A 23,270-nucleotide genomic window follows, 5' to 3' on the forward strand; every position below is an offset into this window, starting at 1 on the left:
TTGGCTCCCACCGGTCAGATGGGCAGTTTGCGGAAGATGGGCCGCGGGATGTGGCGCAGCACCATCATCACGTAGCGGAAGGCGCCGGGCGCCCAGACCAGTTCCTTGCCCTTGGCCGATGCGGAGACCGCGAGTTCGGCGACGTACTCCTTGTCGACGGTCAGCGGCGCCTCTTTGACGTGGGCGCTCATCCGGGTCCGCACCTGACCCGGGCGGATGACGAGCACGCGAACGCCGTACTCGCGCAGCGCTTCTCCGAGGCCGAGGTAGAACCCGTCGAGTCCGGCCTTGGTGGACCCGTAGACGAAGTTGGACCGCCGGACCCGCTCACCGGCCGCGGAGCTCATCGCGATGATCTGGCCGAAGCCCTGGGTGCGCATCTGCTCGCCGAGCAGCACGCCCACCGAAACCGCTGCGGTGTAGTTGATCTCGGCGATCTGCACGGCCTTGCGCTGGTTCTGCCACAGCTCCTCGGCGTCGCCGAGCAGACCGAACGCGACGATGGCCACGTCGATGTCGCGGGACCCACCTGCCGACGCCTTGTCGATCACATCGGGGTGGCTCGCGGTGTCGACCGCGTCGAAGTCGATGACCTCGACGGATTTCGCACCCGCGGTGCGCATCTGAGCCACCGCGGCGTCGCGGCCCGGATCATTGGGCAGCGCGGCGAGCACGATGCGGGCGGGCGCGTTGCGCAGATAGCGTTCGCAGATCGCGAGTCCGATCTCCGACGTACCGCCGAGCAGCAGGATGGTCTGGGGGTTACCCACGGCGTCCAGCACCATTTACAGGAGCTCCAAACGTCGGGCCATGTCCGAGGCGAACACCCCGTCGGGGTCGACGCGGCGGCGCACGGCGATCCACTCGTCGATGCGCGGGTACATGGCGTGGAAGGTTTCGGCGGTGGTGCGCGAATCCTTGGCGGTGTAGAGCCTGCCGCCGAACTGCAGCACCCGGTGGTCGAGTCCGGTGACGAACTCACCGAGCCCGGGTTTGATCGGGAAGTCGACGCACACGTTCCAGCCGGGGATCGGAAAGCTCAGTGGCGCTTTGTTTCCCGGGCCGAAGAGTTTGAACACGTTGAGGAACGAGTAGTGCCCGGACCGCTGGATGTCGACGAGGATCGCCTTGAACTCGTCGACCGCCTCGGTCGGCACGACGAACTGGTACTGCAGGAATCCGTTGTTGCCGTAGGCGCGGTTCCACTCACCGAACATGTCGAGCGGGTGGTAGAACTGCGTCAGGTTCTGGATCTTGCCGCGGTAATTACCCGATTTGCGGTACCACAGCTCGCCGATCGGCCCGAACGTCCACTTGTTGGCCAGTCCGTTGGGGAACACGTCGGGAAGCGTGAGGAGTTGCGGCGCATCGAATTTCAGTGGGTTGCGGCGCAGCTTCTTGGGCAGCTGGTCCAGTGTGGCCAGCGAGCCACGGGAGATCGCGGCGCGGCCGAGTTTCGGCGGTGCGCTGATCGCGTCGAACCAGGCGCTCGAGTAGGTGTAGTTGGCCTCGCTGCCGTCACTGTGGATCGCGATGGTCTCGTCGAGGTCGGCGGTGACGTCGCCGTCGGCGATGAAGTATGCGGTCTCGGTCGGGGTCATCGCGATCGTCGCGCGCAGGATGATCCCGGTCAGCCCGTTGCCGCCGATGGTCGCCCAGAACAGGTCGGCTTCCTTACCGCGCGGTTTGAGGGTGCGCACGGTGCCGTCGGCGGTGAGCAGGTCCAGCGAGCGGACGTGGTTGCCGAAGCTGCCCGCGCTGTGGTGGTTCTTGCCGTGGATGTCGCAGGCGATCGCGCCGCCGACGGTGACCTGACGGGTGCCCGGCAGCACCGGCACCCACAGCCCGACCGGCAGTGCTGCCTTCATCAGCTGGTCCAGGCTGACACCGGCGTCGACGTCGACGAGCGCGCTGTCCACGTCGATGCTGTGGATGCGGTTGAGCGCGGTCATGTCGATGACCAGGCCGCCGCCGTTCTGGGCGTTGTCACCGTAGGAGCGGCCCAGCCCGCGGGCGATGACGCCGCGCTGCGGGTCGTCGGCGACGCGGGCGACCGCCTTGGCGATCACCTCGGGGTCGGGGGTCGACAGCACGTCGGCAACGGTGGGCGCGGTGCGGGCCCAACCGGTGAGCCGCCGGGTCGTGGTCTCGGACATCGTGACGAGGGTACCGCCTCGCCCGCGCGGCCCCGTGACGCCGCGAAACTCGTGCACCGGCCCCTCCCGGGGTCGCGGTAGCGTTGGCGATCAATGCCAGGCGGGGGCGGGAATGCTGCTGAGTGACATCGATTCGTGGAATGTGGGCGCGCTGCAGTCCATCGCGTTCGAACTCGGTGATGAACTCAAGACCGTCGAGGGCGTCGCCGCCGACTTGGATCTGATCTCGCGGCTGCCCGGCTGGGACTCCCCGGCCGCCGAGGCGGCCCGCGGCAAGATCGGCGAGACCAAGGGCAAGGTGCTCGACGACGCCGCGGTGATCGGCGCCGTCGCCCAACTCGCCGAGGAGACCTCGGCCGCGGTGACGAAATTGCAGGGCGAACTCGCCGCGATCCGGGCCGACGTCGCCGCACAGGGCGGCTTCTTGCATCTCGCCGACAACGGCGACGTCACGGTCAGCGGACCCCCGGACATCCGGGAGGAACTCCAAGCGGTCGCCGCGGACCTCGAGGCGCGGGCGCAGGCCCTGATCCACCAGGCCGAGGACGTCGACGCCGACTGCGCCGAGGTGTTCGGGCACATCGAGAACGGCGACGTCACCGCGCGCGGAGCCACCGATGTCCCGTCGGCCCAGGAGGTCGGCCGCGACCAGTCCGGTCTGTCGGCGCCGTATCCGCCCGAGGGTGAGGGGGCCACCCCGCGGGACGTCAACGCGTGGTGGAACGCGCTGAGCGCCGACGAGCAGCGCAAGGTCGTCGCCGAGCATCCGGACTGGATCGGGAACCGCGACGGGGTTCCGGTGGCGGTGCGCAGCGAGGTCAACAAGGCGGCGCTGGACCGCGAGGTCGCCGACGCACAGCGCGCGCTCGACGCGATCCCGAGCCGGGACCAGTACCGCCGTGACCATCCGGGGCTCAACGGGGCGCAGCTCAACGCGGGATACAACCGGCTGGTCAGCGAGCGCAAGGCACGGCTGGAGGATGCGACCGCGATGCAGCGGGCCATGTCGGTCGACGGTGATCCGGCCAAGGGCTATGACCCGAACCGGTACCTCATGCTGCTGGAGTTCCCCGAGGGGCGCGAACCGCGGGCCGCGGTCGCCGTCGGCAACCCCGACACCGCCGAGCACGTCAGCGTCACCACCCCCGGCGTCGGGACCAACCCGTCGAGCCTGCCCGACATGGTCAACGAGGCCACCGCACTGCGCCGGGAGACGGAGACGCAACTCACCCTGGCTGGCCACGGCGACCAGGAGGTGGCGACGGTCGCGTGGCTCGGCTACGAGCCGCCGCAGAAGGACATCTCGATCGTCGAGGCCGGCTTCGACAGCCGGGCCGAACAGGCCGCACCCGACCTGGCGGACTTCTACCGCGGGATCAACGCCACCAACGAACACGGCTCCGACGTGCACTTGTCCGCGTTCGGGCACTCCTACGGTTCGTTGACCACCGCGCAGGCGCTGCAGGAGCTCGGCGAGACCGGGGTGGTCGACGACGCCGCCTTGTACGGTTCGCCCGGTCTGGGGTTCACCGATCAGACCCAGACCGAGTGGCACGGCAACGTGCCGTACGAGGCCGCGGTGCCGATCCGCGACGAGGTCGACATGTATCTGCCCGACGGGCACGGGTACGTGATGTCCGCCCCGGGCGACCCGATCTCGGGCGACCCGACGTGGAACGGCATCCCGCTGCCGTCGGCGGGCGATCTCGGCCAGTTCGGCCCGAATCCGACGAGCCTGCCGTTGGAGCAGTTGTCGTCGACGGCGGCGACGTCGCCGACCGACAACCTGCCCCGTGACGGGGCGTCCTCGCATGCGGACTATCCGCGGGCGGGCAGTGATGGCAATCTGCGTACGACCGGGTACAACCTCGCGATCATCGCGGGCGGGTTGGCCGACGTGCCCACCGATGACGGGAAGGACAGGTTGCTGCGGTGAGACTGATGCGTGTGGCGTGCTGCGTCGTAGCGGCGACGCTGGCGGCGGGGTGCGCCGGCGGTGGTGCCGATGACTATGACTCTCCGATCGTGAACGAGGACGTACCCGTGGCCGATATCGCCGACCTGCCCGACGTCGAGCAGACCAAACAGCAGATGCGCGGACTCATCGAGCAGGTCAGCCGCGAGGTGGCCGCGCTGGTGCCCGCGACCGTCCCGTGGGAGTGGAGCCGCGACGAGTCGACGGCCCCGTGCACGCAGGACAGGACCGGGAGCAAGGGGGTCGCGGTGTACTTCCCGATCCTCGGATCCGCGCATGCGCTCACCGACGCTGAGTGGGCGCTGGTGTTCCCGGCGGTGCAGCGCCTGGCCGCGGACGCCGGTCTGACCGGGGATTCGGCGATGCAGGACGGCAGCGGCAACCACGACGTGCGGTTCCACAGCGAGGACGGCCGGACGTTGACGTTCGGCTCCCAGAAGACGACGGTCGTCACCGGCACCATCGCCTGCCGGCGGCCTGCAGGAGGTGCGCAGTGAGTACGCCGAAGGTGGAGGTCGACACCGCGCAGGTGCGGCTGTCCGCGGATCAGGCGACGCTCCTCGGTGAGGAGGCGGCCAGGAGCCGCGACGCGGTGGCGGGCAGCATCGCCGGGCAGGAGTCGGCGTGGAAGTCCGCGGGGAAGCCGGGTTTCGCGAAGTTCGTCGGGATCCTGGAGGACCAGGTGCAGCGGCTGCGGGCCGACCTCACCGATCTCGGCGACACGTTGCGCGCCGCGGCCGACGTCTACGACGAACAGGACCAGGCGGGGGCCTCGGCGCTGGACTCGTCGGTCAAGCGAGCTTGAAGATCACCGCGCGCTGGACGATGAAGTTGATGACGGTCGCGGTGCCCTGGGCGATGACGAACGCGAACACCACACCGGCGGCCGAGTAGTCGAAGACCTCCAGGAACAGGTGATTGAGGCCGACCTGGATGACGAACGTGGTGATGTAGAGCGCCCACACCGCGATCAGACGGGACCGGCTGGGCGGCGCCTGAAAAGTCCAGCGCCGGTTGAGCAGGTAGGCCGTCGTGGTGCCCGCGATCCAGCCGAGGGTCTTCGCGAGGTCGGGCTGCAGCCCGAGGACGCGGTAGAGCAGGACGTAGAGGCCGAAGTCGACGATCGCGGACAGACCGCCGGTGACGAGGAACCGCCACACCTGCGTGGTCAGCGACAGCTGGGGTGACATGGGGGGCTCGGCCACCCCGGCAGCTTATGCGGTGCCCGCTTCAGCGCAGCGTCGCGTCCAGTACGCCGCACAGCGCGTCGAGCGCGGCGGGGAAGGCGTGTTCGGCGGGGGCGCCGAATCCGACGATGATGCCGTCGGGATCGGCGACGTCGGGTCCGGCCTCGGGGTGGCGCATCAGCGACAGACCGGCCAGCGCGATCCCGGCCTCACCTGCGCGCTGCAGCACTTCGCGTTCGGTGCCGTCGGGAAGGGTCAGCAGCACGTTGAGACCCGCTGCGAGGCCTCGGATCTCGAGGTCGTACGGGGTGAGTGCGGCGACGAGCCGGTCCCGTCGGCGGCGGTACCGCATGCGCATGCGGCGGATGTGGCGGTCGTAGTGGCCGCCGGCGACGAAGTCGGCCATGGTCAGCTGCGCGACGGCGTCGACGAAGAACTGGTTGCCGCCCGCCGCGGCGAGCACGGGTTCGAGGAGGTCGTCGGGCAGCGCCATCCAGCCGAGCCGCAACGCCGGCGCGAGGCTCTTGCTGGCCGACCCGAGGTAGACCACGCGGTCCGGGTCGAGGCTCTGCATCGCGCCGACGGGTTGGCGGTCGTAGCGGAATTCGCCGTCGTAGTCGTCCTCGAGGACGTAGCCGTTGCGCCGCTGTGCCCATTCGACCGCGGCGGTGCGTCGGGTGGGGTGCAGCGGCATGCCGTGCGGGTTGTGGTGGGCGGGGGTGAGAAGGACGGCGGGGGCGTCGTGGTTGTCGAGTTCGGCAGTGACAGCGCCGAATTCGTCGAAGCCGATGGGCACGGTGTCCGAACCCAGGGCGCGGATGGCGTCGCGGAAGATGAACAGGCCGTAGGCCTCGACGGCGATCGGTCGCCGCGGGCCGAAGGCGCGGGTGAGCAGTTCGACGCCGTGCCGGACGCCCGCGCAGATGACGATGGTCTCGGGGGAGGTGCGTACGCCGCGGGCCCGGCCGAGGTAGTCGGCGAGGGCGATGCGGAGTTCGGGGCGGCCGCGCGGATCGCCCATCCACAGCGCCTCGTTGGGCGCCTGGGTGAGTGCGCGGCGAGATGACGCCAGCCACGCGGTGCGGGGGAACTGGGAGACGTCGGGGGAGCCGGGCATGAGGTTGTGGCGTGCGGTCGAGCGTAGGCCGCGGGGCCGTACCGGGGCCTGTGGGCCGCCGGCGTTGAGGACCCAGGTGCCCGCGCCCTGGCGGGAGGCGAGCCAGCCCTCGGCGACGAGTTCGGCGTAGGCCTCGGCGACGGTGTTGCGGGCGACGCCGAGGTCGGTGGCCAGGGTCCGCGACGGGGGGAGGGCGGTGCCGGGGGTGAGCCGACCGGAGCGGACGGCGTCGCGCAGAGCGGTGACCAGGAGTTCGCGCACGCCACGGGTGCCGGGGCGGACCGCGGCGCGCAAGTCGAGGTGCAGGTCCCGCGCACCCGAATTGGCCCACGAAGTCATGGTCAGATTGAACCATCTCGACGGGCTTTTCGGGATTAGCGTTCGAGGTATGACACAGACACTGGAGGCCGGGACGACCGGTCGGATCAAGATGTTCAAGGCGGCGCCGGAGCTCTACAGCGCGATGATGACGCTGTCGGAGGCGTCGATCAAGGATGTGGACCCGGTGATCGGGGAGCTGGTGAAAATCCGTGCGTCGCAGATCAATCGGTGCGCGTTCTGCCTCGACATGCACACCCGTGATGCGCGCAAGCTCGGGGAGACCGAACAGCGGTTGGCGTTGATCGCGGCGTGGGAGGAGGCTGGGGATCTGTTCACCGAGCGGGAGCGCGCGGCGCTGGCGCTGGCCGAGGCGGTCACGGAGGTGGCCACACGAGGGCCGGTGAGCGATGAGGTGTACCAGCGGGCGGCGGAGGTGTTCAGCGAGCGCGAGCTGGCGCAGGTGATCGCGATGGCGGTGACGATCAATGCGTGGAACCGGATCAACCTCGCCGCACCGCAGCCGGTTCCGCGACGCTGAGGCAGAGATACGGTCGCAGGGTGCAGACCCCGTCCGGTGCGGAGATGACGTTCGACGGCGATGTCGTCGCGAAACTGCACCGGCCGGGGACCGATCCGCGGGCGCTGCGAACGCGGCTGAGGGTCGCCGACGAATTGCCGGGCATCCTGCTGGCGCCGTCGACGGTGGTGCCCGAGCGGGTCGGTGAGCGTTGGCGTACGCAGTGGCCGCGCGTCGAAACCGTTGCGGTGCAACCGGACCGGTTGCCGTGGGCGCAGGCCGGGAGCGTGTTGGCGCGACTGCATGCCGCGCCTGTCACCGCGCGTCTGGCGCATGGATGGCCCGCCCGCATGCGGCGGGTCGTCGCGTATGCGCGGCACGCCGAGGTGACGGGATCGGCGCGGCGCGTGCTCGCGGAACTCCCGCCCGCGGTGTGGCGGGCGGGATCGCAGGGCCGGCCGCGCACCTTCGTCCACGGCGATTTCCACCTGGGCCAGCTCGGTCGGCGTGGGCCAACCGGACCCTGGCAGCTCATCGACGTCGACGATCTCGGGGTGGGCGATCCGGCGTGGGATCTGGCACGGCCGGCCGGATTCTGGGCCGCGGGGCATATCCCGGACGAGGACTGGACGACGTTCCTGCAGGCGTATCGCCGAAGCGGCGGAGCGGCGCTGCCCGATGAGCCGGCCGATCCGTGGCCGGTGCTCGACCCGTACGCCAGGGCCGCGGTCGTGGCCGCAGCAGTCCGCCATCCGGACGACGAGCTGCTGGCCGCGGCGTGCGCCCGGATGGCCTAGCTGGAGAAGAACAGCCGCCCGAACCCCTGTTTGCGGTAATGCTTGTTGCCCCGGTGGCCCCAGCCCGGCCCGTAGTTGTATCCGGATCCGTATCCGGCGCCGTAGCTGGGCGGCGGTGGCGGTGGTGGCGGGGCGGCCTGCATGAACCGGTTCTCCATTTCGGTGAGCGCTTCGAGTTCTCCGAGGTCGAGGAAGATGCCGCGGCAGGTGTCGCACTGCTCGAGGTGAATTCCGTTGCGCTCGTAGGTACGCATGACGCCCTTGCACTTGGGGCAGACCAGCGTGTTGCCAGGTCCGGGCGAAGACGGGGAGGTCGGCGGTTGGTATGGCGGGATGCTCATGTCCGCCTAACGTCCCAGTGGCGCCGGAAGTGCCGCAGCTCACAAAATGCGATCGGCCCCTGCCGGATGGCAGGGGCCGATCGGTTCGAACGGTTACGGGTTAGGCCGCGTCGTCGGACGCCTTCTCCTTGGCGGGCGCGTCGGACTTGTCCTGCGAGGGTGCGTCGTTCTTCTCGGCGGCGGGCGCCTTCTTGGTCGGACGCTTGGTGAGCTTCTTGCCGAGATCGTCGACGGCCTTGCCGATCTGGTCACCGGCGTGCTTCAGCGCGCCGGCGATCTTGGCGCCCGGGTTGACCTTCTTGGTGGCGGGCTTGGCGGCCGGCGTTTCGGCGGCCTCGTCCTCGACGACGACCGGTTCGGCATCGCCGGCCTGCTCCTCGGTCGGAGCGGGGCTCTCCTCGGCAGCCGGTGCGGGCTTCTCCTCAGCGACGTCGTCGGTGGTGGTCAGAGCCACAGGCGTTGTCGACGCCTTCAGCAGCATGGTGTCGTCCGCAGCGCCGCTGCCCTTCTCGACCAGAGGGATGAACTCGTTGTCCGCGGCGTCATCTTCCAGCGGGTTGCCCGTGCCGTCCCAGCCGAGCGCCTTGGCGATCGTCTGGGTGAGCCCGATGAACGAGCCAATCGCACCCGGGCCCTGGCCGGCAACATTGAGCAGGCCTCCGCCGCCGCGGACGTCGAGCGCGTTGAAGAGGGATCCGCCGGGGCTCAGCAGGCCACCGAACGTGATACCGACGGAGTCCAGCAGTTCAGCATCGACCGGCAGAGCCTTGATCAGGGGCGTCAGGTCGAGGGTCTCCCCGCCGTTGAGGAATGCGTTGACCATTCTGGCGGGGGTGTTGATCAGGGTGTTGATCGCCGCTTCGAGGTCCGGCTCATCGCTGGTGAGGTTCTCGACGATCGCACTGACATTCGCGGCCAGGGCCAGGACCGGGGCGACGACGGGTCCCACCAAGCCGAGGAGGATCCCGGTCGTGTACGACGTGGTGAAGTCGACGAGGGGTTTCAGATTCGCAGGCAGAATGGGGTCGATGTTGTACGGCGGGAATGGAATTCCGTTGAGGAGGACGCTGTAGAACTGTTGGTGCGCAAGGCTGAGGGTGTACGGATCCCGTACGAACGGTGCCTCGGCCGCAGCCTCGAAGTTCTCGACGATCTGTCCGGCGATCAGCTCGAAGTCAGGCAGCTCTTCGAAGTAAGTCACCTGATTGGCGAGGATCTGCTGGAGCACGGGGAACGGTGCCTCGGCCCAGAAGTCGACAAGGCCCGCGGCGTTGTCGGCCGCGTCTTCGAGGAGTTGTTCCCACGGGGTCAGCGGGTCGATCGTCGCGGAGAGGCTCACCGCGGGGTTGGCGATTCTGATGTCGTCCGGTAGCGGGGGAGCCACCGGGGCCAATGCGATCGCACTTGCTCCGACCACCGCCACCCCGGCAGCTGCATAGGGACGAAGTCTCAGTTCCATCAAGGTCTCCTTACAGCTACGTCAATAATGTGCTTGAGAAGTTAATGGAGACCAACCTGAGAGATTGCGTTTTTCATTGAATTCGCCACAGAAATCTTTTTGGTTGCAAATAACGAGACCCTGCGCGAGGCCATATAGGGACCCGCGGGCGGTCTATTTGTCCAGGCAGGCGCACCTTGTCGTTACCCCAGGCAAGGAAGTTAGGTAGTCAAAAATCTTTCGAAGGGGCCATGCCGGAACCCGCGCCGAGTGGTCCGGGAGACGGCGGAAACCTGAGAACCCCGAGTCGTTGCCCAGATCGCACACTCAGAAATCGCAGACTTCCCGTTACGCAACCGCGCGCGGGCCGGCGTCACACCCAGTACGGCACCCGGGCGCGGTACTGCTTCATCGCGAACACCGCCATCACCCACCCGATGACCGTGAGTGCCAGCACCACGATCCAGTGCCGCAACTCCTGGTCCGCGCCCAACAACGGGGCCCGCACGATGTCCAGATAGTGCAGCAGCGGATTCAGCTCGACGATCTTCGCCCACTGCCCGGCTCCCTGCGCCTGCAGCGTCGCCTCGTTCCAGATGATCGGCGTCATGAAGAACAGCAGCTGCACAACGCTGTTGAGCAGCGGGCCGATGTCCCGGTAGCGCGTCGCGAGGATCCCGAAACACAACGACACCCACACGCAATTCAGCATGATCAACAGCAGCGCCGGGAACACCGCGAGATCGGGCCACGTCCAGTGCTTCGGATAGATGATCGCGATGATGATGAAGATGATGATGTTGTGCGCGAACAGGATCATCTGCCGCCACACCAACCGGTACACGTGCACCGACAGCGGCGTCGGGAGCTGTTTGATCAACCCCTCGTTCGCGATGAACACCTCGGCGCCCTCGAGGATCGAGGCGTTGATCAAGTTCCAGACGATCAGGCCCATCGTCACGTACGGAAGATGTTCGGCCAGTTCCAGTTTGAACAGCTTCGAGTACAACAGGCCCATCGCCACCGCGGTCGCACCCGTGGCGATCGTGATCCAGAACGGGCCGAGCACCGACCGGCGGTAGCGCTGCTTGATGTCCTGCCACCCGAGATGCAGCCACAGTTCCCGTTTCGCGAATCCGTCGCGGAGGTCACGCCACGCCCGCGTGAACGTCTTCGACTCCGCTGAAGCCTCATCGAAACTCATGTGCCCGGCCTCCCGAACCTCTCCTCGCGACCCAGCCGTCGCAACCGGATCCACTCCCGCAACCCCGCCGGATCTCGCCGGGACACCAGGAAGTACCAGCCGAACCGCACCCACTCTTGTGGCAGCAGTTTGCGTAAACCCGGCTGTGACAACAGATATCCGCGGTTGCGGTAGGTGAAGAAGCGCTTGGTCTCGTCGTCGGGATACTGCGTGTGCATCCGCCCGCCCAGAATCGGCTTGAATTCGTCGGTGCCGCAAGGGTGTACGTACGTCGCACGCAGGCACGTCCCGAACGGCAGCCCCGAACGCACTAGCCGGCGGTGCAACTCCACCTCGTCGCCACGGACGAACAACCGCAGATCCGGTACCCCGACGGCCTCGATCGCCGACGCACGGAACAGCGCGCCGTTGAACAACGAGGCGATGCCCGGCAGCAGTTCACCCTCACCGAGTTCGGAGACGCGGCGCCGCCACACCAGTCCGCGGCGCAGCGGGAACGCCAACCGGGTGGGATCGGCGATGTCGCACACCAGAGGCGACACCTCCGCGAGCCCGTGCCGGTCGGCGCACGACAGCAGCGTGGACAGCACCGACGCATCCAGCGGTCTGCCGTCGTCGTCGGCCAGCCACACCCAGTCGGCCCCCTGGGCCAGCGCGTGCAGCATCCCGAGCGCGAAACCCCCTGCGCCGCCGAGGTTCCGGCGCGACCCCAGGTAGGTCGACGGAATCGGTTGTGCCGCAACGAGGTCGCGCACCTGCGAGTCACAGTCGTTGTCGACGACGATCAAACCGTCGGGCCGCCTGCTCTGCGTGCACAGCGCATCTAGGGACCGCGCCAGCGTCTCCGGTCGCCGATGGGTGACGACGACCGCGTACACGGAGTCGGTCATCGCGCAGGCTCGTCGGCGGCTGGATTCTCCTCGCGCGAGCGCTCGTCGGCGGCTGGATTCTCCTCGCGCGAGCGCTCGTCGGCCGACCAGTCGCCGCGGTGCTCATCGAGCACCTCACGCACGTGCCGCGCGGCGTCCTCACCCTCGTAGGCACGCACGACGTCCTCGATCCCGCCGGTCATCTTGATCGTGCCGTGGTCGATCCACATCGCGGTCTTGCACAGTCGGGCGAGGAACTCGTTGGAGTGGCTGGCGAACACCAGGATCCCCGAGCGCTCCACCAGCGATTGCAGCCGCGACTGCGCCTTCTTGAGGAACTCGGCGTCCACCGCGCCGATACCCTCGTCGAGCAGCAGGATCTCCGGGTCGATGCTGGTGACCACGCCCATCGCCAACCGCACCCGCATACCGGTGGAGTACGTGCGCAGCGGCATCGACAGGTAGTCGCCGAGTTCGGTGAACTCGGCGATCTCGTCGACCTTGGCCAGCATCTGCTTGCGCGTCTGCCCGAGGAACAGCCCGCGGATGATGATGTTCTCGTAGCCGGAGATCTCCGGGTCCATCCCGACACCGAGGTCGAACACCGGCGCCACCCGCCCGGTCACGGTCGCCGAACCGCGGGTGGGTTCGTAGATCCCCGACAGCAGCCGCAGCAGCGTCGACTTACCCGCGCCGTTGTGTCCGACCAACCCGACCCGGTCGCCGAGTTCCAGCGACATGGTGATCTCGCGCAGCGCCTCGATGACCACGACGTTCGAGTCGTTGCGGCCGATCGCGCCGCCGGCCTTGCCCAGGAACGCCTTCTTCAGTGACCGGGTCTTGGCGTCGAAGATGGGGAACTCGACCCAGGCGTCCCGGGTCTCGATACGTGGTTCTGCCACCGCTGCCTACAGGTACTGCCCGGTGCCGGGATGCGCGGGACCACCGCGCTGACCCTGCACCGCGATGCCGGGTGGCAGGGCACCCTGGCGCATCTGTTCGAGCTGGGCGCGCGCGGCCATCTGCTGCGCGAACAGCGCGGTCTGGATGCCGTGGAACAGACCCTCGAGCCATCCGACGAGCTGGGCCTGGGCGATGCGCAGTTCGGCGTCCGACGGGGTGCTGTCCTCGGTGAACGGCAACGTCAACCGCTCGAGCTCCTCGCGCAGTTCGGGCGCCAGCCCCTCTTCGAGTTCCTGGATGCTGGTGCGGTGGATCTCCCGCAGCCGGTTGCGGCTGGCGTCGTCGAGGGGAGCGGCCCGCACCTCTTCGAGGAGCTGCTTGATCATCGTGCCGATCCGCATCACCTTCGCGGGCTGCTCGACGAGATCGGTCAGCGACTTGCCGTCGCCGTCCTGGTCGGCGCCGTCGCGGGCGTCGCCGCCGATGATCTCGATGTTGTCGTCGTCGTCGTTGTTCAGCGTCATGTGAGTTCGATTCCCTCTTGGAGCCGTTCTATCGCTGTGACACTAGTCCGTTCGCGGCCGTAGCCGCGCATGCCACCGGCGTCGCGAGCTACGCACCGGTAGCGATGCCTTTCGGCAAATGCCCGAAGGCATGTCGGACAGTGACCGTGCTGCGCGCAGCAACGGTGGGGGGATTAGCACTCGGCACCGTCAGGGTCCTGGACTAGTATGGCTGCGCAGGTGTCCGGTCCTGTGTGTCGACGTTCACGCGCACGGTCCGGTGCCCGCGGAGATCGTGTCGGTTTGTGGAATTCACGAACGCTCTAAGGTGGCTGGAATGGCATACGACGTCGCCCGGGTGCGTGGGTTGCACCCCTCACTGGGCGACGGTTGGGTGCATTTCGACGCCCAGCACGGGATGTTGGTCCCCGACGCGGTGGCCACGACCGTCTCCACCGCATTCCGCGGGTCCATGTCGACCACCGTGGGTCCGCATCCGTCGGCGCGCCGCAGCGCGGCCGTCCTGCACGCGGCCCGCCAGGCGGTCGCCGATTTCGTCAACGGGGACCCACGCGGTGTGGTGCTCGGCCCCGACCGTGCGCTACTGCTCGCCTCGCTCGCCGACGCCGCCTCATCGCGCGTCGGCCTGGGCTACGAGGTCGTCGTCACCCGCCTCGACGACGAGGCGAACATCGCGCCCTGGCTGCGCGCGGCGAACCGGTACGGCGCCAAGATCAAGTGGGCCGAGGTCGACATCGAGAACGGCGAACTGCCCGCCTGGCAGTGGGAGGGCCTGATCACCGGCCCCACCCGCCTGGTCGCGATCGCGTCGGCCTCCTCGACCATCGGCACGGTCACCGACCTGCGTGCGGTCACCAAACTCGTGCACGAGGTCGGCGGTCTCGTGGTCGTCGACCATTCCGCGGCCGCCCCGTACCGGCTGATCGACCTCGAAGAGATCGACGCCGACGTGGTCGCGCTCAACGCCGTGGCGTGGGGTGGCCCGCCGATCGGCGCACTGGTCTTCCGCGACCCGGCGACCATCGACCAGTTCGGGTCGGTGTCGCTGGATCCCTACGCCACCGGGCCCGCCCGCCTCGAGGTCGGCGTGCACCAGTTCGGCCTGCTCGCCGGGGTGGTGTCCAGCATCGAGTACCTCGCCGGCCTGGACGAGAACGCCACCGGCACGCGCCGCGAGCGGCTGTCGCTGTCCATGCAGTCGGCCACCTCTTACATGAGCAGGCTCTTCGACTATCTGCTGATGTCGCTGCGCTCGCTGCCGCTGGTGATGGTCATCGGCCAGCCGGAGGTCCGTATCCCGGTGCTGAGCTTCGCCGTACGCGACGTGCCCGCCGAGAAGGTGGTGCAGCGGCTGGCCGACAACGGGGTGCTCGCGATCGCCAACGCCAACTCCCGGGTGCTCGACGTCATCGGCGTCGACGACATCGGTGGCGCGGTGACGATCGGGCTCGCGCACTACACCACCACCGCCGAGGTGGATCAGCTGGTGCGGGCGCTGGCGTCGCTGGGCTGACCCGGCCCCGGACGCTCAGTCCCGGACCCGCAACAGCACCTTGCCCGACACCTCACCGGAGTCGAGCATCTTCTGCGCCGCCTGCGCTTCCTGGACGGGGTACTCCGCGCCGATGATCGGGCGCACCCGGCCGTCGGCGATCATCGGCCACACGTTCGCGACCACCTCGGCGACGATGTCGCCCTTGCCGCCCGGCCCGGTGACGGGGCGGGCACGCAGCGCGGTCGCGATGACGCCCGCGCGTTTGGCGAGCAACTTGGCGATGTTGAGTTGGGCCTTCGCGCCGCCCTGCATACCGATGATGACCAGGCGACCGTCGGTCGCCAGCGCGTCGACGTTGCGGTCCAGATACGCCGCACCCATGATGTCGAGAATCACGTCGGCACCCGACCCGTCGGTCTCCTCGCGCAACCGCTCGACGAAGTCCTCGTCGCGATAGTTGATCGCCACGTCGGCGCCCAGTTCCCGGCAGAGGTCGAGCTTGTTCGCCGATCCCGCGGTCACCGCGATGCGGCAGCCGAGTGCCTTGGCCACCTGGATGGCGTGAGTGCCGATCCCACTGGCTCCGCCGTGGACGAGCAGCGTCTGCCCCGACCGCAACCCGGCCGTCATGACGATGTTCGACCACACCGTGCACGCCACCTCGGGCAGCGCGGCGGCATGGGCGAGGTCGACCGACTCCGGCACCGGCATGACCTGAGCGGCGGGCACGGTGACGTTTTCCGCGTAGCCGCCGCCTGCCAGCAAAGCGCAGACCGGCTGGCCGACAGACCAGTCCGCGACCCCGTCGCCGATCTCGCTGATGGTGCCCGAGACTTCGAGTCCCATGACGTCGCTGGCACCTTTCGGGGGCGGATACTTCCCTGCGGCCTGCATGAGGTCCGCCCGATTGATGCCTGCGGCAACGACATCGATGCGAACCTCACCCGATTGAAGTGCGCGTTCGGGAACTTCGGTCCAGACCAGTTTCCCTGAGGGCTCGGCGACGATCGCATGCATCAGTTCACTCCTACCTGTGAGTACGGTTTGCTTCCGGGGGGCGTCTTCGTGGTCTACCATGGGCGAATGGAGGGGATGATTGGGGGTCGCACGGCGAGCGATATGCCGGGCCTCGACATCGCAGAACAGCGGTCCTGGCAAAATTTCCTGGACGCCGCGCTGAGGCTCTATGCCACATTGAACAAGTCGTTGATCGAACAGCATCACCTGACCCTCAACGACGTCCGCCTGCTGGACATGCTGGACAAGTCGCCGACCGGGTCCGCCCGGATGGGAGACCTGGCCGAGAAACTGATGTCGCTGCCCAGTCGGGTGACGCGCCAGATCCGTCGCCTCGAGATGCAGGGTCTCGTGCGCCGGGGCGCCAGCCCGGACGACGGCCGCGGCGTCCTGGCGTCGATCACCGACGAGGGGCGTACGCAGGTGCGTCAGGCGATGATCACCTACGGAGAAGGGGTGCGCGCGCATTTTCTCGGACGGTTGACACGGCCGCAGATCGCCGCGATGGGGGAGAACTGTCGCAGGGTGAGTGCCGCCATGCGGGCCGGCTCAGCGCCCGCCAGACTGGGCCGCGTGTAGCACCCACTACGCTGTTGCGCGGTGGCGTGGCAGAGCGGCCTAATGCACTCGCCTTGAAAGCGAGAGACGGCTAACACCGTCCGGGGGTTCAAATCCCTCCGCCACCGCTCATTCGCCGGTGAAGTTCGGTGGCCGCTTCTCGAACATCGCGGTGACCGCCTCACCGAGGTCCTTCGACGGCAGGAACGCGGAGTTCCACGCCGCCACGTAGCGCAGGCTCTCCGACACCCGCGCGATGCGCTGTTGATCGAGGACGTCCTTGACGCCGTGGACGGTCAGCGGCGGGTTCGCGGCGATCTCCTTCGCCGTTGCGTGCGCGGCGGCCAGTGAGGCCTCCGGATCGTCGAACACGTCGTTGACCAGACCGATCTTCTCGGCGCGCGCGGCGTCGATGTCCTTTCCGGTCAGGGCGAGCTCGCGCAGGTGGCCGTCGGTGAGGATCAACGGCAGTCTTGCCAGGGAACCCACGTCGGCGACGATCGCGAGCTTGACCTCGCGCACCGAGAACTTCGCGTCGGCGCTCGCGTAGCGGATGTCGACGGCGCTGATCAGGTCGACGCCGCCACCGATGCACCAGCCGTGCACCGACGCGATCGTCGGGGTGCGGCAGTCCGCGACGGCGCTGATCGCGCCCTGCATCTTCTGCAGCGTCTTGTGGAAGTCGGCGCGGCTGCGGGCGCCGGCGTCGAGGCCGGGCATCGTGGCGCCCATCGCGGCGAGATCGAGCCCATAGCTGAAATTGCGGCCCGAGCCGGTGAGCACGATGGCCCGCACGTCGGGGTCGGCGTCGAGGGCGCCGAACACCTCGGGCAGTTCGGCCCAGAACGCCGGACCCATCGCGTTGCCCTTACCGGGGCCGATCAACGTCACCCGTGCGACGTGGCCGTCGGTCTCGACGGTCACCGATTCGTAGGTATCACCCATGGTGATCGAGGCTAGCGGCCGACGAGGATGTCGCTGAGCTTGGCCGACGGAAGCACCTTGCAGATCGCGTCGGCAAGGGTCTTGGCGACGACGGTGCGCTGGCTGCCCGACCCCTGGCCACTGTCCTTCATCAGCTCGCCGACGATCGCCAACTGCTCGTCCTCGGCCAGGCCGGCGTACTCCTTGCAGGTGACGCTGGTGGCGTCGGGAATCGGCGGCCCAGGTTCGGTGGTCTGCGCGACGGTGCCCGTCACCGTCTGTGTGCAGCCGGCGAGCAACCCCGCAGACAGCAGTGCCGCAACCGTCAGAGTCCTCGCGCGCGTACCCATCTGGGCCACGATATGTCACGGGCCACGTAACGTGAACGCCATGCGTAGTGACCTGCCGCAGGGCCCCGATTCACCCCCGACCGACGAACTGCGCAGCGCCGAACTCAGTCTCGGCGTGCTGCACAAGGTGGTGCAGGGCATCGGCGAGAGCGACCTCGGCAGGCAGACGGCCTGCCGCGAGTTCGACGTCGCGGGACTCACCGATCACCTGATGAATTCGATCACGCTGCTCGGCCGCGCGGCCGGTGCGGAGTTGCCCGAACGCGACCCGTCGGACTCCGTGGAGCGGCAGGTGATCCTGGCGGCGCGTCCTGCGCTCGACGCGTGGCACCGGCGCGGCCTCGACGGCGCCATCGACATCGGCGGCACCGAGATGCCCGCCGTCGTGCTGGTCAACATCCTGGCGCTCGAATTCCTGGTGCACGCATGGGATTACGCGTCCGCGATGGGGCAGGACGTGCCCGCGCCGGAGTCGTTGAGCGAGTACGTCCTCGGCAAGACGAAGACGTTCCTCACCCCGGAGGGCCGCAAGCGGGCCGGTTTCGACGACCCGGTCGACGTGCCCGACAACGCCCCCGCGCTGCACCGGCTGGTCGCGTTCACCGGCCGGCCGGTCGAGGTCTAGACGCGCTCGAGGTAGAAGTACAGGTGACGGCCCCCGTCCAGGGCGCCTTTGCCGTTCATGATGCCGAGCACGGCGTTGTCGTCGACCTTTTTGAAGTGGTCGTGCACGGGGGCGCCGTCGTAGACCATCGACGCGGTCACCTCACCGCGGAACTCCTCCATCCAGAGGCTCGCTTCACCCTTCATCGCCTCGGTGTTGGAGAACTTGTTGCCGTCGGCGTCCACGCACACCAGTGGTTTCGCGTCGGCGGCGGAGTGGAACGTCTTGCCGAACCAGTTGAGGCGGTCCATGAATCCGTTGGCCTTGTGGCCGGTGTGGAACTCGCCGCCCCTCCACTCGCCGATCATGAAGTCGATGTCGACGGGGACGAGGGCCGCCCAGAGCTCGTCGAGTTCGGCGTCGGCGATGGCGTCGGTGCGCGCCTTGAGGTCGTCGAACTTCTTGCGGCTCATCGGTTTCCCATCCAGGTGCGGGCGAAGTCGAGGAAGGCGTCGTTCTCGTGCGGTGCGGCGACGGTTACCCGTACACCGTCGGTGCCGTAGGGGCGCACCACCAACCGGTTCTCGGCCGCCTTCTCGACGAAGTCCAGCGTGCGTTCGGCCAGCGGCAGCCACACGAAATTGGCCTGCGACGGCGGCAGCGTGAACCCGGCCTCGCGCAGCCCGGCGGTGACGCGCTCGCGTTCGGCGACGACCTCGTCGGTGCGGGCGAGCAGTTCGTCGGCGGCGTCGAGCGAGGCGATCGCGGCGGCCTGGGACAAGCTGGTCGCGGAGAACGGCACGTACACCTTGCCCAGTGCGGTGACGATCTCGGCGTCGGCCACGGCGTAGCCGACGCGCAGCCCGGCCAGCCCGTAGGCCTTCGAGAACGTCCGCAGCACCACCACATTCGGATGCGCGCGGACCAGGCCGAAGCTGTCGGGCAGCAGTCCGTCGCGGATGTACTCCACGTAGGCCTCGTCGAGCACGATCAGGATGTGCGGCGGGACGGCCTCGACGAACCGGGTGAGTGCCTGCGGGTCGACGACCGTGCTGGTCGGGTTGTTGGGGTTGCAGACGAAGATCAGCCGGGTGCGGTCGGTGATCGCGGCCAGCATCGCGTCCAGGTCGTGGACGTGGTCGCGCAGCGGCACCTGCACCGGGGTGGCGCCCGCGGTGCGGACCTGCAGCGGGTAGATCTCGAAGCTGCGCCACCCGAACACGACCTCGTCGCCGACCGACGACGTGATCTGGATCAACTGCTGACACAGGCTGACCGAACCGCATCCGACGGAGATCTGATCGGGGGTGAAGCCGGTTGCTCCGAGGTTCTTGTCGAGGTGTTCGGCGAGGTGCTCGCGCAACTCGAGGTAGCCGTTGTCCGGGTAGCGGTTGAGCTGGTCGGTTGCCTTCTCGATCGCCGCGCGCACACTGGGCAGCGGACCGTGCACGGTTTCGTTGCTGGCGATCTTGATGGCACCCGGAACCGTCTTACCCGGTGTGTAGGCCGGGATGTCGGCCAGGGCGGAGCGTAAACGGGCGGTCACCCGACCAGCATAGGGCGGCCCGGGAGCTCGCTTTGCTTCCGCCGGTCGCCCATGTGTAGGCTGTGCGACCGGCGGTAACGTCAGGAGGCGTGCCAGAGCGGCCGAATGGGACTCACTGCTAATGAGTTGTCCCCCTTACAGGGGACCGGAGGTTCAAATCCTCTCGCCTCCGCCGCGGCTGACTCGTCAGCCACGACACAACTGAAGAACGGCAAGCGCCCGTAGCTCAACGGATAGAGCATCTGACTACGGATCAGAAGGTTAGGGGTTCGAATCCCTTCGGGCGCACACACTTGCGATCATGATCGATAATTCGCGTCATGTATCGCCTGCGCTCACTCGCCGGTGCCGAAGGCCGTGTCCTCGGCAGGCAGCGGGTTCGGCTGTTGCGGATCTATCTGAGCGCCACCACCTTTCTCTTCCTGTACGGAGTGGTGTTCACGTTCTTCCCCGTGCGCACCGATCTCGTCTACGCCGATCCGACCGGCGGGGTCGTGGCCATCGTCCTCGGCGTGGTGGCCGTGGTGTACCTGGCGTTCCAACCACAGCGCCTGTGGCCGCCGACGGTCGTCGCGATCGCGGCCACCCCCATCGTGATGGCCTTCCACGTGACGCTGACCGCTCAATACGTGTGCATGATCGCCCCGATGTTCCTGGCGATGTATCTGCGGGCGTTCCATCCGCCGCGGCAGGCCTGGGCGTTGATCGGCGTGCTCACCACGGCATGTGTGGCCGCGGTGGCCGTGTCGCCGGCGCCGCACAAGGGCGTCATCACCTATCTGATCATCACCGTCGCGATCGTCGGCGCCGCCGAATCCTTCGGATTGCTCATGCGGGCGATGTTCACCGAGGCGTGCACCGACCCGCTGACGGGTCTGCTCAATCGCGCCGGGTGGGAGATTGGGACGGCGGACCTGCTGGCGGGGTGCCGCCCGGATGTGCCGGTCTCCGTCGTCGCGCTCGACATCGACGGCCTCAAGGCCGTCAACGACACCTACGGCCACCTTGCCGGAGACCGGCACATCGCCGGATACGCGCGGCAATGGCGGCGCCTCGCGCCCCGCGGTGCCGTGTTGGCCCGGCTGGGTGGTGACGAGTTCGGCGCCTGCATCGCCGGGGCGGATCCCGCCGCGGTCACCGACTTCGTCCGCGACATCCGGCACCACACACCGGGGGTGAGCGTCGGTACGGCGACCGCGCCCCGACGGGGCGCTGACGTCGCCGGCCTCTACAACGAAGCCGACGCGGCGATGTACCGCAGCCGCGGACGGCCGGTGCGCGACCCGTAGCCGCGCGCGTCCTACAGCCGGTCGACGGCGTAGGTCGCGGCCTGCTGGGTCATCCCGTTCACCCCGTAGAGCGCGTGCGCGATGCTCGGCTGCCCACCCGGTGCGCCGTTGCAGATCGTGTCGCCCTCGGCGCACAGTTCCAGCGTCTTGGCGGCGTACTGCGGGCCGATGACGACCGCGGGCGCGCCGTAGGTGCCCAGCCACTGCGGTGACGGCAGCCCGAACAGCGTGACGGCCGCGACGTGCTCGGCGACCTCGGCGGCCAGCGGTTGCGGGACGGAGTCGCGGTAGGCCGCGGGCACCGCGTCGGGCACGGTCGACGAGGTCACGAACCCGGAGACCACGGCGCCCTGCGAGAAGCCGCCGAGCACGATGCGGGTGTCCGGGCACGTCGTGGCGACGGTCTGCACGCGGTCGCCCGCGTCGCGGATGCCGTCGACGACGGTCCTGGCCAGCTCGTCGCGGGCGTCGAAGTTGCCCGACGCCGCATAGTTCACGGCGTACACATTCACCGTGCGCGGTGCGGCCTGCGCGCGCAGCGCGTCGACGAAGGCCTGACCGACGCCGCCGACCCCCGGCGCCTCACCGGTGCCGCGGGCGAAGACCACCTCGACGTCCGGACAGGCCTGGGCGGCCGCCGACGGGGCGCCGACGCCGACCATCGCGGCCCATGCGGTCACCGCCACCGCGCCGAGGTAGCGACCGAATTGGCGAACTCTCATGTGTGAACTCCTGCTGAAGTGAAGGCCCCGACGAGTGGCGTGGTTACCCTCACCTCGGCCGGCCAAACTCCGCGTAATCTCGCTCGGTATGACGACACCCGCGGTGATCCAGCGCTGGCTCGACCTCATCGACGGTGACCACGGCGACGTGACGCCGCTGTTGGCGCCCGACGCGGTGTTCTACTCACCGGCGGTGTTCACCCCGCAGGAGGGCCGGGAGAAGACCGCCGCGTATCTGAACGCGGCGGCGAAGGTGTTCGGCGGCAACGACTTCCGCTACGTCAACCAATGGCACGCCGACCGTTCGGCGGTGTTGGAGTTCGTCGCCGACATCGACGGTATCCACGTCAACGGCATCGACATGATCGAGTGGAACGACGAGGACCTGATCACGTCCTTCAAGGTGATGCTGCGGCCGTTCAAGGCGCTGCAGACGGTGATCCCCAAGATGGCCGAGCTGCTGGCACAGTGATGCGGCTGCTGCTCATCGCCGACACCCACGTCCCGAAACGGGCGCGGGACCTGCCCGCGGTGGTGTGGGACGAGGTGGCGCGCGCCGATGTGGTGATCCACGCCGGGGACTGGGTCGAGCCGGGCCTGCTCGACGACCTCGAGGAACGCTCTGCGCGGCTGGTGGCGTGCTGGGGCAACAACGACGGCGACGAGCTCCGCCGCAGGCTGCCCGAACGCGCGGACGTCACGCTGGAGGGAGTGCGGTTCACCGTCGTACACGAGACCGGCGCCTCGGGTGGGCGCGACGCCCGGATGGCCAAGCTCTACCCGGACACCGATGTCCTGGTGTTCGGGCACAGCCACATCCCGTGGGACACCACGGCCACGACGGGCCTGCGGCTGCTCAACCCCGGGTCGCCCACCGACCGGCGCCGCCAGCCCTACTGCACGTACATGACCGCGACCGTCGCCGACGGCGCACTCGGTGACGTCGAGCTGCACAACCTCGAGCGGCGTGGCTGACCGTCCCGCCCTGGTCGCGGACGTCCACGAGATCGCGGCCCGGATGCCGCACACGAAACGCATCGAGGGCCCCAAGGGCAACGCGATCTATCAGGTCGGCGGGAAGTCGTTCGTGTTCTTCCGCACCCCGCAGCCCGACGCCGCCGACCCCGACACCGGGCAGCGCTATCCCGACGTCATCATGATCTGGGTGGAGTCCGAGGCCGACAAACTCGCCCTGGTCCAGGACCCACAGTCGCCGTTCTTCACCACCGACCGGTTCGACGGTCATCTGTCAGTCCTGGTGCGGGGCAGCGAGATCGGACGCATCGGCGTGCAGGAGCTGACGGAGCTGATCCAGGACGCCTGGCTGTCGCGGGCGTCGCGCCGCCGCGCCGAACGCTGGCTCGCAGAACGCGAGGGCTGAGCAACCCGCTGCAGGCAGCCGGACGGGGTGACATC

28 protein-coding genes and 3 tRNA genes are annotated in these 23,270 nt (G+C 68.4%); 15 read left to right on the top strand and 16 right to left on the bottom strand.

The features are described from left to right. Positions 1 to 14: 14 nt before the first annotated feature. Entirely contained in the window at positions 15 to 785 is a 771-nt protein-coding gene (locus tag AU194_RS07375) for a decaprenylphospho-beta-D-erythro-pentofuranosid-2-ulose 2-reductase (RefSeq protein WP_059088591.1), read from the bottom strand. Then, on the bottom strand, positions 786 to 2,156 hold the full coding sequence (locus AU194_RS07380) for an FAD-binding oxidoreductase (protein WP_059088679.1): 1,371 nt from the start codon (positions 2,154 to 2,156) through the stop codon (positions 786 to 788). Positions 2,157 to 2,268: 112 nt separating this feature from the next. Between AU194_RS07380 and AU194_RS07385 the strand changes: the two genes are divergently transcribed. The 3 genes from AU194_RS07385 (at position 2,269) to AU194_RS07395 (ending at position 4,936) form a co-directional block, all read left to right on the top strand. After that, on the top strand, positions 2,269 to 4,092 hold the full coding sequence (locus AU194_RS07385) for an alpha/beta hydrolase (protein WP_059088592.1): 1,824 nt from the start codon (positions 2,269 to 2,271) through the stop codon (positions 4,090 to 4,092). A gap of 89 nt (positions 4,093 to 4,181) precedes the next feature. Continuing rightward, entirely contained in the window at positions 4,182 to 4,628 is a 447-nt protein-coding gene (locus AU194_RS07390; protein ID WP_231743221.1) for an LppA family lipoprotein, read from the top strand. Beyond that, on the top strand, positions 4,625 to 4,936 hold the full coding sequence (locus AU194_RS07395; RefSeq protein ID WP_059088594.1) for a type VII secretion target: 312 nt from the start codon (positions 4,625 to 4,627) through the stop codon (positions 4,934 to 4,936). Before AU194_RS07390 ends, AU194_RS07395 begins: the two co-directional genes overlap by 4 nt. Here the strand turns inward: AU194_RS07395 and AU194_RS07400 are convergent. Continuing rightward, on the bottom strand, positions 4,923 to 5,321 hold the full coding sequence (locus tag AU194_RS07400; RefSeq protein WP_059088680.1) for a GtrA family protein: 399 nt from the start codon (positions 5,319 to 5,321) through the stop codon (positions 4,923 to 4,925). The genes AU194_RS07395 and AU194_RS07400 overlap by 14 nt on opposite strands. A gap of 40 nt (positions 5,322 to 5,361) precedes the next feature. Next, complete coding sequence (locus tag AU194_RS07405; RefSeq protein WP_059088595.1) at positions 5,362 to 6,774, bottom strand: PLP-dependent aminotransferase family protein; 1,413 nt, start codon at positions 6,772 to 6,774, stop codon at positions 5,362 to 5,364. 49 nt (positions 6,775 to 6,823) lie between these two features. Here AU194_RS07405 and AU194_RS07410 point away from each other — a divergent pair, with 49 nt between their 5' ends. Then, positions 6,824 to 7,294, top strand: coding sequence for a carboxymuconolactone decarboxylase family protein (locus AU194_RS07410; protein ID WP_059088596.1), 471 nt, complete (start codon positions 6,824 to 6,826; stop codon positions 7,292 to 7,294). A gap of 20 nt (positions 7,295 to 7,314) precedes the next feature. Further along, the gene (locus AU194_RS07415) at positions 7,315 to 8,070 is read left to right on the top strand and encodes a phosphotransferase family protein (protein ID WP_059088597.1); all 756 of its coding nucleotides are present in this window, start codon (positions 7,315 to 7,317) and stop codon (positions 8,068 to 8,070) included. Here the strand turns inward: AU194_RS07415 and AU194_RS07420 are convergent. The 6 genes from AU194_RS07420 to AU194_RS07445 form a co-directional block, all read right to left on the bottom strand. Then, positions 8,067 to 8,411, bottom strand: coding sequence for a zf-TFIIB domain-containing protein (locus AU194_RS07420; protein WP_059088598.1), 345 nt, complete (start codon positions 8,409 to 8,411; stop codon positions 8,067 to 8,069). The genes AU194_RS07415 and AU194_RS07420 overlap by 4 nt on opposite strands. Positions 8,412 to 8,511: 100 nt before the next feature. Continuing rightward, positions 8,512 to 9,870 carry an outer membrane porin GjpA gene (gene gjpA / locus AU194_RS07425; RefSeq protein ID WP_059088599.1) on the bottom strand — a complete coding sequence of 453 codons (1,359 nt, stop codon included), beginning with the start codon at positions 9,868 to 9,870 and terminating at the stop codon, positions 8,512 to 8,514. 352 nt (positions 9,871 to 10,222) lie between these two features. After that, on the bottom strand, positions 10,223 to 11,053 hold the full coding sequence (locus tag AU194_RS07430) for an ABC transporter permease (RefSeq protein ID WP_059088600.1): 831 nt from the start codon (positions 11,051 to 11,053) through the stop codon (positions 10,223 to 10,225). Further along, complete coding sequence (locus AU194_RS07435) at positions 11,050 to 11,943, bottom strand: glycosyltransferase (RefSeq protein WP_059088601.1); 894 nt, start codon at positions 11,941 to 11,943, stop codon at positions 11,050 to 11,052. The genes AU194_RS07430 and AU194_RS07435 overlap by 4 nt, the downstream gene beginning before the upstream one ends. After that, positions 11,940 to 12,824: an ABC transporter ATP-binding protein gene (locus AU194_RS07440; RefSeq protein ID WP_059088602.1), complete on the bottom strand. Its 885-nt coding sequence runs from the start codon at positions 12,822 to 12,824 to the stop codon at positions 11,940 to 11,942. The genes AU194_RS07435 and AU194_RS07440 overlap by 4 nt, the downstream gene beginning before the upstream one ends. Before the next feature lie 6 nt (positions 12,825 to 12,830). Next, a complete protein-coding gene (locus AU194_RS07445; RefSeq protein WP_059088603.1) occupies positions 12,831 to 13,349 on the bottom strand; it encodes a bacterial proteasome activator family protein in 519 nt (172 codons plus the stop codon). 316 nt (positions 13,350 to 13,665) lie between these two features. Here AU194_RS07445 and AU194_RS07450 point away from each other — a divergent pair, with 316 nt between their 5' ends. Continuing rightward, positions 13,666 to 14,862, top strand: a complete 1,197-nt coding sequence (locus AU194_RS07450; RefSeq protein WP_059088604.1) for a cysteine desulfurase-like protein — start codon at positions 13,666 to 13,668, stop codon at positions 14,860 to 14,862. A gap of 15 nt (positions 14,863 to 14,877) precedes the next feature. Here the strand turns inward: AU194_RS07450 and AU194_RS07455 are convergent, their stop codons facing one another. Then, the gene (locus AU194_RS07455; protein WP_059088605.1) at positions 14,878 to 15,861 is read right to left on the bottom strand and encodes an NAD(P)H-quinone oxidoreductase; all 984 of its coding nucleotides are present in this window, start codon (positions 15,859 to 15,861) and stop codon (positions 14,878 to 14,880) included. A gap of 66 nt (positions 15,862 to 15,927) precedes the next feature. Between AU194_RS07455 and AU194_RS07460 the strand changes: the two genes are divergently transcribed. Both AU194_RS07460 and AU194_RS07465 read left to right on the top strand, forming a co-directional pair. Then, positions 15,928 to 16,440 carry a MarR family winged helix-turn-helix transcriptional regulator gene (locus AU194_RS07460; RefSeq protein WP_059088681.1) on the top strand — a complete coding sequence of 171 codons (513 nt, stop codon included), beginning with the start codon at positions 15,928 to 15,930 and terminating at the stop codon, positions 16,438 to 16,440. Between the two features lie 20 nt (positions 16,441 to 16,460). After that, positions 16,461 to 16,547, top strand: a tRNA-Ser gene (locus tag AU194_RS07465). Position 16,548: 1 nt separating this feature from the next. Here the strand turns inward: AU194_RS07465 and AU194_RS07470 are convergent. Beyond that, positions 16,549 to 17,364: a crotonase/enoyl-CoA hydratase family protein gene (locus tag AU194_RS07470; protein ID WP_059088606.1), complete on the bottom strand. Its 816-nt coding sequence runs from the start codon at positions 17,362 to 17,364 to the stop codon at positions 16,549 to 16,551. 11 nt (positions 17,365 to 17,375) lie between these two features. Further along, positions 17,376 to 17,693 carry a hypothetical protein gene (locus AU194_RS07475; protein ID WP_231743222.1) on the bottom strand — a complete coding sequence of 106 codons (318 nt, stop codon included), beginning with the start codon at positions 17,691 to 17,693 and terminating at the stop codon, positions 17,376 to 17,378. A 40-nt stretch (positions 17,694 to 17,733) separates the two neighbouring features. On the opposite strand from AU194_RS07475, the gene AU194_RS07480 reads away from it, so the two are divergent. After that, positions 17,734 to 18,318, top strand: a complete 585-nt coding sequence (locus AU194_RS07480) for a TIGR03086 family metal-binding protein (protein ID WP_059088608.1) — start codon at positions 17,734 to 17,736, stop codon at positions 18,316 to 18,318. Here the strand turns inward: AU194_RS07480 and AU194_RS07485 are convergent. Both AU194_RS07485 and hisC read right to left on the bottom strand, forming a co-directional pair. Then, positions 18,315 to 18,770 (bottom strand): DUF4334 domain-containing protein, encoded by a 456-nt coding sequence (locus tag AU194_RS07485; protein ID WP_059088609.1) that lies wholly within the window; start codon positions 18,768 to 18,770, stop codon positions 18,315 to 18,317. The two genes, AU194_RS07480 and AU194_RS07485, sit on opposite strands and share 4 nt — an antisense overlap. Continuing rightward, on the bottom strand, positions 18,767 to 19,843 hold the full coding sequence (hisC, locus tag AU194_RS07490) for a histidinol-phosphate transaminase (RefSeq protein WP_059088610.1): 1,077 nt from the start codon (positions 19,841 to 19,843) through the stop codon (positions 18,767 to 18,769). Before hisC ends, AU194_RS07485 begins: the two co-directional genes overlap by 4 nt. An 83-nt stretch (positions 19,844 to 19,926) precedes the next feature. On the opposite strand from hisC, the gene AU194_RS07495 reads away from it, so the two are divergent. From AU194_RS07495 to AU194_RS07505, 3 genes are all read left to right on the top strand, one after another. Continuing rightward, positions 19,927 to 20,015, top strand: a tRNA-Ser gene (locus AU194_RS07495). Positions 20,016 to 20,058: 43 nt separating this feature from the next. After that, a tRNA-Arg gene (locus tag AU194_RS07500) sits at positions 20,059 to 20,131 on the top strand. 41 nt (positions 20,132 to 20,172) lie between these two features. Continuing rightward, the gene (locus tag AU194_RS07505; RefSeq protein ID WP_369804055.1) at positions 20,173 to 21,132 is read left to right on the top strand and encodes a GGDEF domain-containing protein; all 960 of its coding nucleotides are present in this window, start codon (positions 20,173 to 20,175) and stop codon (positions 21,130 to 21,132) included. Between the two features lie 11 nt (positions 21,133 to 21,143). Here AU194_RS07505 and AU194_RS07510 read toward each other — a convergent pair whose 3' ends face one another. Continuing rightward, entirely contained in the window at positions 21,144 to 21,854 is a 711-nt protein-coding gene (locus AU194_RS07510) for a cutinase family protein (RefSeq protein WP_059088612.1), read from the bottom strand. A gap of 88 nt (positions 21,855 to 21,942) precedes the next feature. Here AU194_RS07510 and AU194_RS07515 point away from each other — a divergent pair, with 88 nt between their 5' ends. From AU194_RS07515 to AU194_RS07525, 3 genes are read left to right on the top strand one after another with little or no spacing between them, the layout of a single operon-like run. Then, positions 21,943 to 22,326 carry a nuclear transport factor 2 family protein gene (locus AU194_RS07515; RefSeq protein WP_059088613.1) on the top strand — a complete coding sequence of 128 codons (384 nt, stop codon included), beginning with the start codon at positions 21,943 to 21,945 and terminating at the stop codon, positions 22,324 to 22,326. Further along, complete coding sequence (locus AU194_RS07520; RefSeq protein ID WP_059088614.1) at positions 22,326 to 22,829, top strand: metallophosphoesterase; 504 nt, start codon at positions 22,326 to 22,328, stop codon at positions 22,827 to 22,829. The genes AU194_RS07515 and AU194_RS07520 overlap by 1 nt, the downstream gene beginning before the upstream one ends. Then, positions 22,822 to 23,235: a hypothetical protein gene (locus tag AU194_RS07525; RefSeq protein WP_059088615.1), complete on the top strand. Its 414-nt coding sequence runs from the start codon at positions 22,822 to 22,824 to the stop codon at positions 23,233 to 23,235. Before AU194_RS07520 ends, AU194_RS07525 begins: the two co-directional genes overlap by 8 nt. The last annotated feature ends 35 nt before the right edge of the window (positions 23,236 to 23,270 follow it).

Origin of the sequence: Mycobacterium sp. GA-2829 (assembly GCF_001499965.1) — a bacterium.
Taxonomy (GTDB): Bacteria; Actinomycetota; Actinomycetes; order Mycobacteriales; family Mycobacteriaceae; genus Mycobacterium.